12 protein-coding genes are annotated in these 17,785 nt (G+C 38.4%); 4 read left to right on the top strand and 8 right to left on the bottom strand.

The window, feature by feature from the left end:
- Both ABXH34_RS11725 and ABXH34_RS11730 read left to right on the top strand, forming a co-directional pair.
- A partial coding sequence (locus tag ABXH34_RS11725; RefSeq protein ID WP_353572073.1) for a hypothetical protein occupies nucleotides 1-940 on the top strand: 940 nt, incomplete at its 5' end.
- Between the two features lie 120 nt (nucleotides 941-1,060).
- The gene (locus tag ABXH34_RS11730) at nucleotides 1,061-4,897 is read left to right on the top strand and encodes a DUF3683 domain-containing protein (RefSeq protein ID WP_353572074.1); all 3,837 of its coding nucleotides are present in this window, start codon (nucleotides 1,061-1,063) and stop codon (nucleotides 4,895-4,897) included.
- Nucleotides 4,898-5,048: 151 nt separating this feature from the next.
- On the opposite strand, the gene qhpG is transcribed toward ABXH34_RS11730, so the two are convergent.
- The 6 genes from qhpG to hemN all read right to left on the bottom strand — a co-directional run bounded on the left by qhpG (nucleotide 5,049) and on the right by hemN (nucleotide 13,171).
- Nucleotides 5,049-6,458: a flavin-dependent monooxygenase QhpG gene (gene qhpG, locus ABXH34_RS11735; protein ID WP_353572075.1), complete on the bottom strand. Its 1,410-nt coding sequence runs from the start codon at nucleotides 6,456-6,458 to the stop codon at nucleotides 5,049-5,051.
- Nucleotides 6,455-7,771: a radical SAM/SPASM domain-containing protein gene (locus ABXH34_RS11740; RefSeq protein WP_353572076.1), complete on the bottom strand. Its 1,317-nt coding sequence runs from the start codon at nucleotides 7,769-7,771 to the stop codon at nucleotides 6,455-6,457. Before ABXH34_RS11740 ends, qhpG begins: the two co-directional genes overlap by 4 nt.
- 57 nt (nucleotides 7,772-7,828) lie before the next feature.
- On the bottom strand, nucleotides 7,829-9,103 hold the full coding sequence (locus ABXH34_RS11745; protein ID WP_353572077.1) for a LodA/GoxA family CTQ-dependent oxidase: 1,275 nt from the start codon (nucleotides 9,101-9,103) through the stop codon (nucleotides 7,829-7,831).
- A gap of 108 nt (nucleotides 9,104-9,211) precedes the next feature.
- On the bottom strand, nucleotides 9,212-10,417 hold the full coding sequence (locus tag ABXH34_RS11750) for a ferritin-like domain-containing protein (RefSeq protein WP_353572078.1): 1,206 nt from the start codon (nucleotides 10,415-10,417) through the stop codon (nucleotides 9,212-9,214).
- 634 nt (nucleotides 10,418-11,051) lie between these two features.
- Complete coding sequence (lspA, locus tag ABXH34_RS11755) at nucleotides 11,052-11,573, bottom strand: signal peptidase II (RefSeq protein WP_353572079.1); 522 nt, start codon at nucleotides 11,571-11,573, stop codon at nucleotides 11,052-11,054.
- Nucleotides 11,574-11,788: 215 nt separating this feature from the next.
- Nucleotides 11,789-13,171 (bottom strand): oxygen-independent coproporphyrinogen III oxidase, encoded by a 1,383-nt coding sequence (gene hemN, locus ABXH34_RS11760; protein ID WP_353572080.1) that lies wholly within the window; start codon nucleotides 13,169-13,171, stop codon nucleotides 11,789-11,791.
- 322 nt (nucleotides 13,172-13,493) lie between these two features.
- Between hemN and ABXH34_RS11765 the strand changes: the two genes are divergently transcribed.
- Nucleotides 13,494-13,994, top strand: a complete 501-nt coding sequence (locus tag ABXH34_RS11765; RefSeq protein ID WP_353572081.1) for an STAS domain-containing protein — start codon at nucleotides 13,494-13,496, stop codon at nucleotides 13,992-13,994.
- A gap of 15 nt (nucleotides 13,995-14,009) precedes the next feature.
- Nucleotides 14,010-14,840 carry a CheR family methyltransferase gene (locus ABXH34_RS11770; protein WP_353572082.1) on the top strand — a complete coding sequence of 277 codons (831 nt, stop codon included), beginning with the start codon at nucleotides 14,010-14,012 and terminating at the stop codon, nucleotides 14,838-14,840.
- Nucleotides 14,841-14,862: 22 nt separating this feature from the next.
- On the opposite strand, the gene ABXH34_RS11775 is transcribed toward ABXH34_RS11770, so the two are convergent.
- Together ABXH34_RS11775 and ABXH34_RS11780 are read right to left on the bottom strand one after the other, a co-directional pair.
- Nucleotides 14,863-15,480, bottom strand: a complete 618-nt coding sequence (locus ABXH34_RS11775) for a type II secretion system protein (RefSeq protein ID WP_353572083.1) — start codon at nucleotides 15,478-15,480, stop codon at nucleotides 14,863-14,865.
- Nucleotides 15,481-15,489: 9 nt separating this feature from the next.
- Nucleotides 15,490-17,535: a hypothetical protein gene (locus tag ABXH34_RS11780; RefSeq protein ID WP_353572084.1), complete on the bottom strand. Its 2,046-nt coding sequence runs from the start codon at nucleotides 17,533-17,535 to the stop codon at nucleotides 15,490-15,492.
- Nucleotides 17,536-17,785 lie beyond the last annotated feature (250 nt).

Here is a 17,785-nt window from a genome sequence, read left to right on the forward strand (position 1 = left end):
TAATAAAACTATTGATTTTATAGGTCAGTGTATTTATGATTTTGTTGATATGTTTTCTATTCTTATGTATACCACTACCTATCCTGAATTTATTTCAGTTTCAGTAGAAGAAAAAGGCAAGTTCATACTTTATCCCTCTATGGCTATTAGCAAAGAAGCGATAGAACAATGGAAAAACGAAAATTTATCTTATAATGACACGTCTATAAAATCATATCCGCTATCACCTTATCCTGATGAAACAAATCAGTATTGTAAAAATTGTATTGATATAAAAGCAGTTATAACGAAATGGCTAGAAAAAAGGCACGATTTTTCTATTATTGCTCAGGAGATTCAAAGTAGAACGAAATACTCAAACCTATATAAAGCATATGGCAAAATTGTTTTATATGCAGCTCAACTTGAAGCTATTGCAAAACTTGAACTTGAATTATCAGAAGAAGAGAAGGAGCCATGTACTCAGAAGTGTACAATTAAGCAAGAAGTAGAGGAATGTAAAAAATCAAAACAAAAAAAGAGAAATACTTTGATTAACAACATTAAATATGCTTATACAATCAACAAATATGCAAATATAAAAATAAAAGATCAATTATGCTTGCTTCTTCCACCTCCAGATCATGATTCTTCCAAAAAATATGTAGAAAGAAAAAGGCAAATAAAAGAACAATTAGAGTTGCTTCCACCAGATCATGATTCTTTAGGAATTGAGAAACACCTAGACCTAGGTACACAAGTATCTGGTTTACGAAGTGATATTATTCACTCTGCAAGCAAACCACGAGATGAATTAAAAGTACTGAACACCCTTAAAATTATTGAAATAGGGAGAATTTCGGGATATATAGAAATGATTGTACTTGGTTATGTGTTGAGCAAACTAGAAATAGACTGTCACATTATTTCTAAATATCAAGATAGATTTACATATCCTTAAAATTGTATTCCCCCCAAAACCCTCCAATTCACAGCCCTTTTCCAAAAATTGCACAAGCTACTGCAATCCATTATAGTATCCATCAACAATCCTTTATGTTATTTACTCCTCAGTGAAACCATGTCAGCACAAACTCGAATTCGTGAAATTCCCTATAATTACACCTCATTTTCTGACCGAGAAATTATTATTCGTTTACTCGGTATGGAACAATGGGAAATCCTAAATCAACTACGTGGACAACGGCGTACAGGTCGTTCGGCACGGATGTTATTTGAAGTTTTGGGCGATATGTGGGTGATTCAGCGCAATCCCTTCATTCAAGACGATTTACTTGATAATCCCAAACGGCGTGACCTACTGATTGGCGCATTAAAACACCGTCTCAAACAAATTGAAGACCGTGCTGATGGCAATCAATTAGCCCTGCAACTGCTTAATGCTGCTAAAAAAGCGGTGGCTGAATTTGAACAACAATTAGTCGCAACCAAGCAACTACGTCAACAGATTTTCAGCAAACTTAAAAAAGTCACCCGTAAAGACAATATCCGCTTTGATGGTATGGCGCGAGTATCTCATGTGACCGATGCAACTGACTGGCGGGTGGCATATCCTGCGGTGGTGTTATATCCCGATACAGAGCATGAAATCATTGATTTAATTGAAAAATGTATTGAATTGGAATTGACCGTGATTCCTCGTGGTGGCGGTACAGGTTATACGGGTGGGGCAGTGCCTTTGCACGAAAACTCAGTGGTAATAAATACCGAAAAACTGGAAAAAATCGAAAATCCTGAAAAAATAACCCAAAATGACAAACAATTCAATATTGTCCATGTTGAAGCAGGTGCAATCACAGCCCAAGTGGCACGTAAAGCCGCTGAATATAAATTGATTTTCGCAGTTGATCCAACCTCACAAGAAGCCTCCACCATCGGTGGCAATATTGCCATGAACGCAGGTGGTAAAAAAGCCGTATTGTGGGGAACAACAATTGACAATTTATTATCGTGGAAAATGGTCACACCTGACGCGAAATGGTTAGAAGTGGAGCGATTAAACCATAATTTAGGTAAAATTCACGATGAGCCTTATGCTGAATTCCGCTTAACTTATTATGAAAAAGATGGCAAAACCCAAATCGGCACACCTAAAACGTTAAAAATTGCTGCAACTGAGTTTAGAAAACAAGGTTTAGGCAAAGACGTAACAAACAAATATTTAGGCGGCTTACCCGGTGCACAAAAAGAAGGCTGTGATGGTTTTATCACTTCGGCAAAATTCGTTTTATATCCAGAACCTACACACATTCGTACTGTCTGTTTAGAGTTTTTTGGCTCAGACCTCAGCCGTGCCGTACCCGCGATTGTCGAAACCAAAGATTATTTAGACGGCTTGGACAACGTATTATTAAGCGGTATGGAACACCTTGATGAACGCTACATTCGCGCAGTCAAATACAGCACCAAAGCACCACGCCACGAATTGCCTAAGATGTTGCTTTTAATCGATATTTCTAGCGAAGATGAACAAGCTGTCGGGGCAGCCGCATCACATATCGTCAAATTAGCCAACACCCGAGATGCGGAAGGTTTCATCGCCGTGACCCCAGAAGCGCGGAATTTATTCTGGCAAGATCGCAAACGTACCGCCGCCATAGCCGCCCACACCAACGCATTTAAAGTCAATGAAGACGTGGTAATTCCGTTGGAAAACTTGGCGCAATACAATGATGAAATCGAGCGCATCAACATTGAACATTCCACCGCGAATAAAGTTAAAATCATTGATAAAGTATTGGAATATTTAGATTCTGATATGCCTGAATTGCGGCAAACAGATGAAGAAGATTTTGCTGACAGTGCGGAAAATGATGTGATTATCAATCGCAAAAAACAGGCCGCCCAAGATCATTTGCAAGCAGCGCGTCAACGTTGGGTGAGCTTGATGGATAACTTGGATAATGCACCTGATGAGTTTAAATATTCGCTGTTGGAAACCACGCAACAAGCGATTCAGCCCAATGATACAATTTTTCGCATGATGCAACGTCGGGATTTGCGTATTTCTTACCGTGAATCGGTTGCAAAGATTTTAAATGAAATTTTTGTAGGACAGGCATTTAATCAAGTTCGAGAAAAATTGCTTGATATTCACAAAAAATTGCGTAACAGCCGAGTGTTCATTGCATTACATATGCATGCAGGTGATGGCAATGTGCATACAAATATTCCAGTACATTCAAATGATTATGAAATGCTACATGAAGCAGAAGATGTCGTTGATAAAGTAATGGAAATTGCGGAAAGATTGGGGGGTGTGATTTCAGGCGAACATGGAATTGGTATCACTAAGTTGCGATTTCTAAAACCTGAACTGCTTGAAAAATTTAATCAATATAAGTCACAAGTTGATCCCAAAGGTATTTTTAACCGTTCAAAATTAACCAAAGAAGGCGGCTTGCAAAACGCGTATACACCTTCTTTACGTTTATTAGAGCAAGAAGCCCTTATTTTAGAAGCCAGTGCGCTGGGTGATTTAAACCATGCTATCAAAGATTGTTTACGTTGCGGCAAGTGTAAACCTGTGTGTAATACCCATGTGCCACGGGCTAATTTATTGTATTCTCCACGCAATAAAATTCTTGCAACGGGCTTGATGATTGAGGCTTTCTTGTATGAAGAGCAAACTCGACGCGGGATTTCCTTGCGCCATTTTGATGAAATGAATGATGTGGCTGACCATTGTACGGTGTGTCATAAATGCCTTGCACCTTGCCCAGTGAATATTGATTTTGGTGATGTCACAATTAAGATGCGGGAAATTCTTAAATCTTATGGAAAACGTCGCTCTAGTGTGACAACGAAAGCAGCCATGTCTTTTCTCAATATTACTGATCCAACCAAAATTAAATTGATGCGTAAAGGCTTAATTGAATGGGCATTTATGGGACAGCGTTTTGCACACAGCGCATTCAAAAAAGTAGGTTTGTTACCGAAAAAACAGCCTGCTGCCACCACGGGTAAAATGTCTGTACCAACGCAGGTGATTAATTTTGTTAAACGTCCGATGCCAGCGCAAGTACCCGCACGAACCATGCGTAGCTTGTTGAATGTAGAAGATAATAATATTGTACCAATTTTGCGTAATCCTGAAAAAGTCAATGATGATAGCGATGCGGTGTTTTATTTCCCTGGTTGTGGTTCTGAGCGTTTATTCAGCCAAGTGGGTACAGCGACATTGGCGACTTTATACGAATTGGGCGCGGAAACGGTGTTGCCACCGGGCTATTTATGTTGTGGTTATCCGCAAACGTCGGTTGGCGATGTGGCGAAAGGTTCGCAAATTACCATGCAAAACCGTATTTTATTTCATCGCATTGCCAACACTTTGAATTATATGGATATTAAAACCGTAATTGTATCTTGTGGGACGTGTATGGATCAATTGCTAAAATATGAGTTTGCACAAATTTTTCCAGATTGTCGCTTGTTAGATATTCATGAGTATATGTTGGAAAAAGGCATGACCTTGGACGGCGCACAGGGTGAAAAATACATGTATCACGATCCGTGTCACTCGCCAATGAAAACCTATCAGCCAATGAAAGTCACGTCTGAATTGTTGGGTAAAGAGGTGATTTTATCTGAACGTTGTTGTGGTGAGGCGGGGACTTTTGCGACTTCTCGCCCTGATATTGCGACGCAAGTGCGCTTTCGTAAACAGGAAGAGTTAGATAAGGGAATGCAAAAACTCGATGTCGCTGAAGATGAAACTGTTAAATTATTAACCTCTTGTCCTGCTTGTACTCAGGGTTTATCGCGTTATCGAGATGAAAGCAATATTGATGTGGATTATATTGTGGTTGAGGTGATGAAGCAGAAATTTGGCGATGATTGGCAACAAAATTTCCTAGATAACGTCAATAAAGGTGGGATTGAGCGGGTGTTGTTGTAGTTATTCATGAAGCAGAGCTTCTGGGCAGTACTCCCAAATTCTATTTGGGAGTTAGGTATATTGCCCCATGTAGTGCTTACCCTCATTAAATGCATCAGCAAAATTCTGTGTAGAATTATGAAAATGATCAAAGTTTTTGAAACCTGCCATCTCAGTTGGCTTCTATAAGAATACGTTTTTCCCAAAGCCATGAGGTTATTTTTTGTCCCTGAGAAGGCGCAATTTGTTTTTCCCATAAACTAGGAATGGCTGCATAAGATAATTTTTGTGGGAGAACGGAAAGAAGTGCAATTAAATTAACCCCATCCAGATAAGCAACTGCCTCATCAATATTAGGGTGTTTCAATACCTGCTGTTCTTCTACAAATACACCGTCAAGCACGGGCGACTTCTCAATTTGAGTATCAGGTGAGAGCTGAACCTGTATATGTGGTTGAGCTGGTTCAGATAGAGTAGGTGGCAGTGTTATGGATGGTTCAACCACTTTGGTATTCCCGCCGCGCTCATGCCAGAAGGCTTCTGGGCGCACGATGGATATTCGCGAATATTCATTACGTGTTTTTTCTTGAAACTGTTTGATGCGTTCAGTCATACGTATGTTGAAAAACTGTTTTGCCAGTTCTGTATTTTCTGGTTTTTTCAGAATAGTATGCACAACCACTGCCGCTTGCAAGGCGGAAAGTAACGCTAAGTGTACTCCTTGTGAAGACAGGGGATCAACACTGATACAAGCATCCCCAACACGAATATGCTGATTGCTGATCGGGTCTGCAGAGTGGTAACTGGAAGCATCACAAGCTTTGGTTTCCGTGCATTGTTGCCCCATTTTATGAGGTTGCAAAAGTGGAAATTGTTGTAACAAATGTTCATAGTGCGCTTGCAGGTTTTCATGTTTTTCAGACTTAACATGGCGCGGATCGCAGAAAACTGACACAACGGCTTTATCCCGTGCAGTCTGTGCATACCACAACCATGCCTCTTCACCTGACTCAATTAAACCATCAAATTCTGGCACAATTTTCAGCTCCCAACCCGCATGAATCGCAAGCAAAGAGGGACTATCTTTGATAGTGGGGACACGGAAGGCTGAATGCCGACCAGAGGCATCAACAATAAACTGTCCTGTCAATACTTGACGTTTTCCAGCCTGCTCAATAGTCATTTGCCAGCCTGAATGTTTGAGAGACTGTGTTTTAAGCATCTGAGCAGGTTGGTAAACACTCACACCAGCCTCCTCTGCTTTGTTCAATAGGAGCTGATCCAATACACCCCGATTCACATGAAACCCAGGTTGTGGCACAAACTGAGTTTCTGAACGTCCCCAACTCACCGCTGTGAGATTACGTTGCCAAAATTGTGCTTGATGAAACTCATCACCCAATCCTAAATATTGCAGTAAAGCAAGGGTGCGATCTGATAAACAAATGCCAACATGGGTACGCGGGAAGGGATAGCGTTCTACGATAGCAACGTTTAGCCCCATTATTGCCAATTGAATCGCTGTTGCTGTGCCTGCGGGGCCTGCCCCAACGATAATGACATCATGTTTAGATTTCATCATTTGAGCACCTTAGTTAAGATTTCGGGTTGTTGCTGCGACATTTCCGCATAGACTGTTAAACAATAATGCAACCAGCCTCGAATATAATCACAAGCAGGACGACCTCGTTTTATCACTTCATAATGACAACTGCCTGAACACAGGTAACGCGCCCAACAATGTGTACAAGCTGATTGACTATCAAGATGCCGACCCGACAACCATGTTGCTTGTTTATCTGGATCAGTTCCTTGTTTTGCACTGCCCATATGTCCAGCATCATCATTTATAAAGCGGTGGCAAGCATATAATTCGCCTTCCGCGGACACGCCCATATAACCACCACCTGCACCACAGGGATACAGTTCTTGTTCACGAGAATGAATACGTTGCAGCATTTTAGTCAGATTACTGAACGGCAATATTTTTCCTTGCTCTGCTTCTGCTCGAAAGGTTTCGCCACATTGAATCAATTGTTGTAGCAGTGTTTCAAAGTCAGTCGCTTGCATTTCTTCTTGACCCGACGGCGCACTTAACATGGGTGAAAACATGACATCATCAAATCCCATCTCAAATAATCCTGTCATGATGTCTGGAAGATCAAGATTCTTTGGTGTCACCGTCACTCTGGCGAAAACCCGATAGGCACGATTAGGCATATCTAGCAGACTACGCACACGTTGCTTCACTTGTTCAAAGCTGCCTTTGCCAGATAAAAAAGGGCGTAATTGATCATTGGTTGCTTGTAGACCATCAATGCTTACCGTCACCATAAAGCCAAATTTCTGAAACAATTCCATGTCTTCAGCTCGGATTAAAGTGGCATTGGTTGTCATAGTGAAACCGATACCCACACCACGAGCAGCAGCTTCTATGGCAGCATAGCGAGTCGCCGCATGTAATGTTTGGCGGTTGCTAAGCGGTTCACCGCCCATAAAAGCTAAGGTTACTTTGTCACCCGGTTGCGTCCCTGCAAACAAGCGATCAATCGCACTCTGTGCTACCTCAGTTGGCATATCCCCAGCCTCGCCGCCGAAAGTCCCTTGTTGAGCATAGCAGTAGGTGCAACCAAGGTTACATTTTTGTGCTACAGCCAATGATAGGGCTTTCAATGGGACACGTTTCGGTGCTTCCAACCTGTACGGAGGCAGGGTTAACAAGCCCAATCCCAACCCCATCAATTCCGCTCGTTCCATGTCATTAAACTGTAAGGCGGTTTCGATGAGATTGCTCTGTTCAATAGGCAAGTGTACCAATCGTCCACCTTCAACATCGAATAGAAATTGTTCAGAGCCAGAGTTAACGATATGGAACTTTGTTGAACATTGTTGCATTTTTTAAAACCAATGTGTGGAGAATGGGGGGATTGTTATTCAGGATAATATTGTCAATTAACCCTTTTGGTTATCTGTTGGGTGCAATGAGAATGGTGGTTGAGGTGTTTTACCAGCATTATCCTCTTTCACTCTTTCTCTCTCATATAGAAGAGAGCTACCTTCCTTCTTACGTGCAACCCCCATCATATCAACATATGCGTTAAGGTCTTCGGGGTTATCCATACGATTTTCTCGATCATCATTGTCAGTAAACTGTTTACGAGATAAAAATCTATCATTAGGTTCATCTTTAAATCTCAGTATATTTGGGTACTCTGCTGTCCACCAAGCAAGACATTCCGTCAAATCTGTTTGCCAAGCAGAACAGAGGCCGCCAGTAAGTGCTCCATGTTCTACCATGCCTTTTTTATATCTTGGGCGAATTTCATATTTAGCAATATCCATTTCACCGCGTGGATAAAATGCTTCTGAGGGGTTTGGTAATACTTCATTACCACGTTCAGCTAAGCATACTTCCATACCTGGATGATAGTCGCCATTAATGGTATTCATCATATCAATGTCCATCTGATAGCCATTTCCCTCAAGAGATGCATTTTCAGGAATATGTAGAAGGTGTCTAGTCACTTTTAGAAAGTTTTTATTATGTGTATCAACGTTCTTACTAGGAATTACATCAGGTGAATGTTGTTGTGGTGCAACAATGACGCAAGCTGGAATAATATCAGTATCATTGATACCTTCTAAAGCCACATTTATAGAGCCATCCGATGTTGTGTCTTGTATACCATTATCCTTATACCAATGATCTTTATATGATGGAATCTCTGTTGTTGCTGTTTTTCTGTAGACCCCACCTTTAGGAGGAATGAATAAACCTTTACCAGTAATACTTCCCAACCAAATCTCTTCTCTACCATTTGATTCCAAAGGATTTTTTCCTTTTAAAGGTGCTTCTTTTTCACCACTAGCACTTGCAATTGCTTCAACTACAGCAGTTTCACAATTAGATCGATTGTTAAGCTTTCTATTAGCAATGTGAGCAGTCCAAGTCGCTTTTAACCCCAGTTGACTCATAATTGCTTCGGTTAACTCCCCAATTTCACAGCCAGTATCATCATAGGCAAATATTTTAAACTGTACAGCCTGTCTTTTCATCCAGTGGAGACCATTCTGCTCAGACATATAGTCAAAGCTTTCCCCTTTCTTTCGCTTTTTTTCACTTTCGAAGAATTCATAATAATCCTCGTTATTTGCGAGCCGAGCTACGCCTATTGCAGGGTGAATTTTGAAGGCTTTCACGTTACATAAATCGTTTGGAAAGGTCATAATTTAACTCCTTGTGTCAGTGTTTTGTTAATGAGTAATTTCACAAAATAGCTTTGCAAAATATATTGAAGTGAATAAGTAAGATTTGATATTCCTTAATCTAAAAAATTAACCATGTTGGTTATACTCAAAAGGAATCCCAATTTTAGTCTTTGCAGCTTCTTTAACGATATTAACTGCTGCCACTCTCATCCCATTCATATCGTCAACTGCATAATTATATGCTTTGTCTTTATCATGAGAATTTTCACAGTTGAATGCTTTTTGAAGGTTATTAACCATAGATGTATACTGCTTGTTAAATCTGTCCATATATATTCTTACATCACCTTCATAATTTTCAGCTTTGACATTTTTTACAAAATCGACCTTGCCACATGGGTCAAAATCAAGCTTACTTCCTGAATAAGAGTATTTTGAGCCTTGATACGGCTCATCTGTCAGGTATTTTTCCTTGATAATAGATTCGAACCGATAATAATGCCCAGGTAGACCTTCTGAATCGATGGGGTTATCTGTAGATGCTCCCTCACCTTGCCCAATGACCCACTCTAGATATCGAACAGCCGATTCTTTATCCTTAATCTCGAGATCGAAACCGTCCTTCAGTGGAAAATTGGATTTAGGACATCCTTTCTTATAACCAATATCCTTGAATTTCATATCTCCCTTCACAATTTTTATTTGTTTATAGGCATTTTTTTCTGCCTTCTCAAATAAGTTGGGAATACTATCACTATTAATAATATTGATAACTCCCTTATAAAACTCTCCAATAGTTTTAGGTTTACTTACCACTTTCTCTGACTGTGCCGCATCTGATTGCATTGCAAAAGACATATTTATAGGATAATCATGATTGGTTTCTGGAGCTTCAATACGCATAAAAACATTTTTAACAAGATCACAAGAAAAGGATTCAAGGTTAATTTCAAGTGGTTCACTGAGCATATCTAACGTATGAGGAAATGTTTTAGGAACAGCATCTATAATATTAGGAGACATACCAATAGCATTCATAAGATTGGCTACTACCGTCATATGCATCATTTCTTCTTTAGCAATTCGAATAATCAATTTCTTGATTGGATCATTTTTTGCCGAAGTCAGGCTAAAAGCTGCTGAAAGATATATGGGTATAGTGGCAAACTCTAAGTGTAAAGCAGCCTTTAATAAGGTCTCAAAATGTTCACAAGCTTGATTTCCAGTAACGTGCCCTCCTTGAATATTGACTAGCATATCTGCCAAATCTGGATGAATTTCTAAGGGCTGGTGAGGATAACTAGGAATAGGAGAAGAAACTTTATCACTCATAACAATTAACCTTATTAATGTTAAGAAAAAATGGTTTAGCAATTATTGAAATTAAAAAATATATGTATTTAACTACAATTTGCTCATGTCGTGATAAGTATCATAATAGGAAGTGAATAGGCTGTAAATACAACTAAAGTTGTAGGTATTACAACTAAAGTTGTAGTTTTTACTACTTTAGTAGTAATTTTTTTAGCGTTAATTTAAATATTTTTTGTGATTGCGGTTTTGTGATTTATATTCGAGCGTTAAAGATTATGTAACAAGATATAGCCATGTAGATTTTGGGCTGTATCTTTTGGTGGTTTGAACGGGGAGAAAGAATTGAGATAAATGAACGAAAAAATTAATGGTGGGCAAAAGATATTTTTACTCTCATTTCTTCCTTGCTCCTGTCGGTTTATTCCCAGAAAAATTAAGCTATAGTCCATAAGGCTATTTTACTGCTTTTCATATGTACAACTCTTAATTTATTGATTTTAAATGTTGCAACAACTCTCATATACTGTTTATTGTAGTTTGAGCTGTTTTCTCAAAAGAAGCACTCTTTGATGATATTTAGATCAATTTAAGCTGTGTCAAATTCATTGAGAGTATATCTAATCTAGCACCAAAGTTTGAAACTGTGCTAGCGTCACTCATATTTATGTTTTGATTCTGGTTGTTCCGCAAACCAAATTGCATCGATGAGGAGCATTATCGCGCCAATAGTAATTGCACTATCCGCAATATTAAAAACAGGCCAATGCCAATATTGATAGTATATATCTATAAAATCAACAACATATCCGTAGAGTAGACGATCAATCAAATTATTGCCAATAGCCCCACCTAAAATCATAGCCAAAGCACTGTTAATCCAGACATCAGAACGTGGTGTGCGTGCCATCCAGATTAAAATAATAATACTGATAACTAAGGCTAAAACAATAAAAAGCCAGCGTTGCCAACCACCTGCATCGGCCATAAAGCTAAAAGCAACCCCCGAGTTATACAACAAGGTTAAATTGAAAAAAGGCAAGATTTCTACAGCTTGACCTAATGTCAGAGTGCTATTTGCCCAAATTTTACTAGCTTGGTCGAGTATAACGACAATGACACTAATCCATGCCCAAAATAAGCCGCTATGTATTAATTTATGTTTGGTTTGAGACATACAACCATATCCATTTAAAAGTGCAATTGATTTATGAATTAACCACTTTTCACATCATCCCTAAACAATGCAGTCTATTGAAATCAAACCACACAAGGAGTGAATTTATATTGAACTGAGCTTAATTTATCGATGTTACGTACACCAATCAATAAATTACAAAGTGTCTAGGTCATTTAATAATTTATGAGGTTTACGTAACATGAGTGAGTTGGTTATATTACCTTAGAAAAATGTTGCTCTTTAGCTTGACGTAGATAAATGTCAAATACCATACAAATATTACGTACTAATAAGCGTCCAGCGGGTACAATTTCAATTTTCTGATCGTCAAACGTAATCAAGCCATCATCTTGCAATTTGGCTAATTCTATCCATTCTTGAGCAAAATACTGTTTGAACTCAATGTTAAATTGTTGCTCAATACTGGGAATGGATAAACCAAAATGACAAATAAGCTGAGTGATAACTTCACGGCGCAATACATCATCGTCAGTCAAGGCAATACCACGAAATACGGCTAATTCATTGTTATCAATTTTAGCGTAATATTCTTCTAAGGTTTTCACATTTTGACTGTAACTTGAACCCACTTTACTAATTGAAGTGCTGCCCATCGCAACTAAATCACAATCCGCATGAGTCGCATAACCTTGGAAATTCCGATATAACGTACCATTACGCTGTGCCACGGCTAATTCATCATCTGGTTTAGCAAAATGATCCATACCAATATAAACATAACCTGCTTCTAATAAATAATTGATGGTCATTTGCAATACATCAAGCTTTTGGGCAGGTGTTGGTAAATCATCTTCACTAATACGACGTTGCGGCTTAAACATTTTTGGTAAATGCGCGTAATTGAAAATCGATAAACGCTCTGGTTCAACTTGTAATATTTTATCTAAAGTGGTTTTAAAACTGTCTCGGGTTTGATGTGGCAAGCCGTAAATCAAATCAATACTGATAGAACGAAAGCCTTCATTACGTGCCGCGTCTAATACAGCAAAAGTTTCAGCTTCAGTTTGAATCCGATTCACCGCTTTTTGTACTTTAGGATCAAAATCTTGCACCCCTAAACTCATACGGTTAAAACCTAACTCACGTAATAATTTAACCGTATTTGCATCGGCTTCACGTGGATCAATTTCAATCGAATACTCACCTGTATCATCATCCAATACATTAAAGTGCTTGCGGGTGGTATCCATCAACTGACGCATTTCATCTAAATTTAAAAAGGTTGGCGTACCACCACCCCAGTGTAACTGAGTCACAGGACGCTGTTTATCAAATAATGCCCCTTGTAATTCTATTTCTTTTAACAATCGCTGTAAATATTCAACGGCTAATTGATGATTCTTAGTTGCGATTTTATTGCACGCACAGTAAAAACACACCGTATCGCAAAAAGGAATATGAAAATACAAAGACAGCGGTGTATTGCCTACATTACTGTTTTTGGCATAATCAAGATATTCAGAACTTGCAAAACCTTCATGAAACTGGACAGCGGTTGGGTAAGAAGTATAGCGTGGCCCTGCCTTATCATAGCGTTGAATCAAATCTAAATCGAAAACCGTGGTTTGTTGCATTATCCATCCTTTAATCAGCTTTTTTTTTAGTATACTGACACAGCATCATGAGAAAAGCGGTAAAAAATCCGAACTATTTTTATTTTTTCTAAATCTTAGTCTTATTATAAACTACTTTTATCGCTTTCAAAAATAAACGTTTTGGTAAATTGGGCAGGTTTAGGTAAACTCTATTTATCGAAATTTAAGCTAAAAACGAACATTTTCGCTGAGAAACTAATTGAATTTATAAGTGATTATTTAATTATATTTAAAGCTTGACAAAATTGCAGAATCTCTTTAAAAACGATAGTGTAAGCATATAGTGTTAGGGGATAGTATCATGGGTGTCACAGGTGTTTTTTCTAATATTGCCAATGGTTTTCAGGTCTTATATTCACTATTTTTTGAGCAAATGCCTGAATATGCTTATCGTAGCTCCAATAATGTGACGGTTCGAGAATCTGATTTAGATCAGGTCGGGGATAAACAAGAAATGATGCAAGAGCAGACCGCTCAAACATCAACAGATCATGCGCCCCATTATTCAAGCACTGAGAATATGAGTAAGGACTGGGTAAAAATCAGTTTAAACCCTATTTTGACCATTGCTGATGTTGAAGAGTTACATAATCAGCTTAAGCAATATTTAGGTAAGCGAGTACAATTATCTGGAAAAAATGTACAACGTATTGATACCGCCAGTTTACAATTATTACTGGTTTTTATGCTCAAAGCAGATGTTACGGTATGTTGGGTTGATTATTCTGCCCATTTATGTGAGTCCGCACGATTGTTAGGCATTTCAATCCCTTTAGGCTTACCAACAGAAATTCATGGATAACCAATTTCAAAAAATATGACAATAGAACGTGAATTTGCGTATTCCGCACAAGATTTTGAGTTATTACGTAAATTAGTTAAAGAACATACGGGTATTAATTTATCTGAACATAAGCAAGAGATGCTATACAGTCGTTTGGCAAGACGGTTGCGTGCGTTGAAAATGAACAGCTTTGCTAGTTATTACAAAATGTTAAAGCGTAATCCCGGTGATGAGCTGATTCAATTTGTTAATGCTGTTACCACCAATTTAACCGCTTTTTTTCGTGAGCCGCATCATTTTCAGTTTTTAGAAAAAAAATTATTACCCGAACTTATTGCACGCAAAGCGCAGTCTAAACGTTTACGCATTTGGTCAGCTGGGTGTGCCAGTGGTGAAGAACCTTATTCATTGGCGATGGTGTTGCGGGAAAATATGCCCTTGGATTGGGATATAAAAATTTTAGCGACTGATTTAGATTCTTCCATGGTTGAGCGTGGTAAACAAGGAGTTTATACCTTAGATCGAATTGAGGGTATTTCAAACTCGCGGATTAAACGTTGGTTTCGAAAAGGTTCTGGGATTCATGACGGTAAAGTACAAGTTGTGCCTGAATTACAATCTATGGTTACATTCAAAACTTTAAATTTAATGCATAATTGGCCAATGCACGGGCCTATTGATATTATTTTCTGTCGTAACGTAGTGATTTATTTTGATAAGCCAACTCAGCGGATTTTGTTTGACCGTTTTGCTAATTTGATGGATCAAAAGGGATGTTTATTTGTAGGTCATTCTGAGAATTTATTCCAGCTCAGCACCCGCTATCAATTGCTGCAACAAACAGTTTATCGTAGAATTTCTTAATAAAATCAGCATTTTTTGAGATTTAAAAACTATAGCCTTTGACATAGCCGACCATTTCGTAACGAGAAAGCCAAATTAAATGGTCGTCATAAATGCCTTCAACATAATCGCCATATTTATAAATGGTATCGCCATTACCATTTTCATTATACACTGTGCCATCTGCACCAAATGAATACACCACAAGCAAAGCAATATCTGCAATATTTCCTCCCGTGTCTAACCCAATTTCCAAACCCGTGGGATTATTTAAATTATCCAAGCTAATAAGTTTAGTTTGATCGGTTTTGTTTTGATAATCACCATTTGCAATAGCATAAGCAAACGGATGCCCCCACGCATCTATCTCACCTGAACCCAATCCTAACGATCGCCACGCTAATTTTCCTTCACGACTCTCACAATTTTTACCACTGATATTTTCAAATCCATCGTCATCAGTATCAGGGCAAAGTAAGGTTTGTTGTAAAATAATATAAGAAATAATGGCTCGCTTGATTTGGGTTAATTTCTTTTCTGTCTCTGAAATACGCCGTAATTGCAATTGAGTATTAATTGGCATCAGTAAACTGCTGGTCAACAAGCCAACAATCAACAAAACAATGGTCATTTCTATCAGAGTAAAACCTTTATTGCCCATAAAATAACCTTATTTTTTATAAGTTAAATTACATTCTTTGCTTGAATAACAAGAAAAGTCTGTGAAAAAATCAATATCTAAATCATCTTGAATAAAAGCTTCATCACCTGAAGGAATATGTGCCACAGCCTCAGTATTGTAGTCTGTTGGAATATTGCCACCCACCATTGCACCATTCACCACGTTTCTTAAATCCAGAGTGCTATGTGCCTCTCCTTCCAAATAATTATCAATTCGACTTTTGTAACAACCTGAGACATAAGGTGTTGTGGTGCAAGTAGTACATGAAATGGAATAAACAGCACAAAAATCAGCCGTATTCCGAATTTGAGTGAATGCTAAATAATTTGTCTCCGTGCTACCTTGATTCAAGGCTAAGCGTCGACCAGCAGAAATAACCATAAATGGATGCTCAGTACCTGATAATAATAAACTGGTTGGTGTTGCTATTGAAATAACATCACTATCAGCCCAGCCGTTATAAGCAGTTTTATCGGTTAATTTTGATATTGTGGCTTCTTTTCTAGCTGTTTTGCGGGCAATAAATACATCACGATCCTCCCGTGTCCATACTTTATTAACTCCTGAACCTGTAAAACTAGCTGCACGCTCGGTGTTAATCCAAATCTGGGTTTCAGGTTGAGTGACGTATTCATCATCAAGTGCATAAAAAATCTGATCTTTCCATACTTTCCACCAAGTCCAGCTATTTTCATTAAAACAATCTGTTGGCCAACTGTCAGACATATCATTATTCTGAGATTTAGAAACTGCTAAAGGGTTTGTGGTGGAATCTGCCAATAAAATACTGGGAATCCGTCCGAAACGTTCGCCATTTTGTTCTTTAAAACTGGAGTCATCCAGTCCACTTGTCCAAGGATAATTGGTTGAAACAGCGACCGCTATTTTTTTATAATTTTCGGTTTTCGAGGCTGATTTACAGTTATTCTCACATGTTGTTTGGGCAGTATCACAATCACTGATACAATTGATGTTATTACAGTTGTTGTATTTGCAATTGCTGATTTTTTCATTGACATAAAGCGCAATTTCATTAGCAATAGTAGAATTTGCTCGATAAGTCTCTGCCTGTGGTGTATCCCAATCACCAATCGGTATTGAATAATTTTTCACAACATTAAAGCGGTTATCATTACTATATTGCTCAATACAAGTCGTAGCCTTACTGACAACACGATAATCCATTAATTTATAAACAGGGGCGAAATCTTCTGGGGTAATAATCGCCAATGTATCATTGAATATTTCTTTTCCATCGCTGTCATAAGTGGTCGTCGCCCGAATAAAAGTAGGATAATCATCATCAGCCTCATTTTCATCGCGAAAAATACGGTTTGATGTATCGTAACTGTTTAATATAGCGTCACCTGTTGCATTATTGACACTTTCTAGACTGTCTAAATAATTGCTAGCTTGGTTTAATTCAGCATTTATACTATCTTCATACCCACATGCTGTTTTATTGCTTAAATTATCGCCACCGCTCCGAGTTTGGCTAGATAAGGGTTTATTCGGGGCGAAAACCACAGCAATTGCTCGATTCAATGCGCTATTTCCATATAAAATCCCGCCATGTACATCTTTGATAATAATATCGCCATCCGTATCATGACTGATAATCATATCAGGATTGTCTTTAAAACTGCCAGAAACGGCATACCATAGGCATTCGCCACTGCCATCACGTAACGGCGGCAGACCTAAAGTACGCCACGGAAATCGCCCTAAAACGGTTTCTGCCGCATTCGCACAGGGTGGATTTGCACTGCCATCGCCTGTAATATCAGGACAAGGCAAATAGCCAACGAATGCCCCTGCGGTATCACTATGGGTTTGGTCATAGCTGGCAGCAAAACCAATTAAAGCTTGTTTAGCTTGAAGTAAAGCATTTTGTGTTTGTTGATTCTGACTCAAGCGATAATCATAACGGTCATTCAATGCGCTTAATACCACGGTCATCACGGCCAATAATAGTGTGATTAACATTAGTAATAATCCTGCGCCATGTTGTCGAAATAATTGAGATTTATTCATACTTAACTCATTGAAGATAATTGAATTCTTGCCTAAACTATAAAGTATAGCACTCCTATTTTAAACTGAGCAGGATTTTATTGGCTAAAAATTCGCTTTATTGAAAATGACAAGCTCGGCCTTACTTGACTGTCTAAGGGGAGAGGCTTAGTATTTTACAAGATTCTACATTATTGATAGTAACAGGAGAAAACAATGAGATTTTTAACCCTATGTACATTTTTACTGATGACAAGCTGGTCTCAAGTAC

Origin of the sequence: Candidatus Albibeggiatoa sp. nov. BB20, assembly GCA_016744725.1 — a bacterium.
Taxonomy (GTDB): domain Bacteria; phylum Pseudomonadota; class Gammaproteobacteria; order Beggiatoales; family Beggiatoaceae; genus Albibeggiatoa.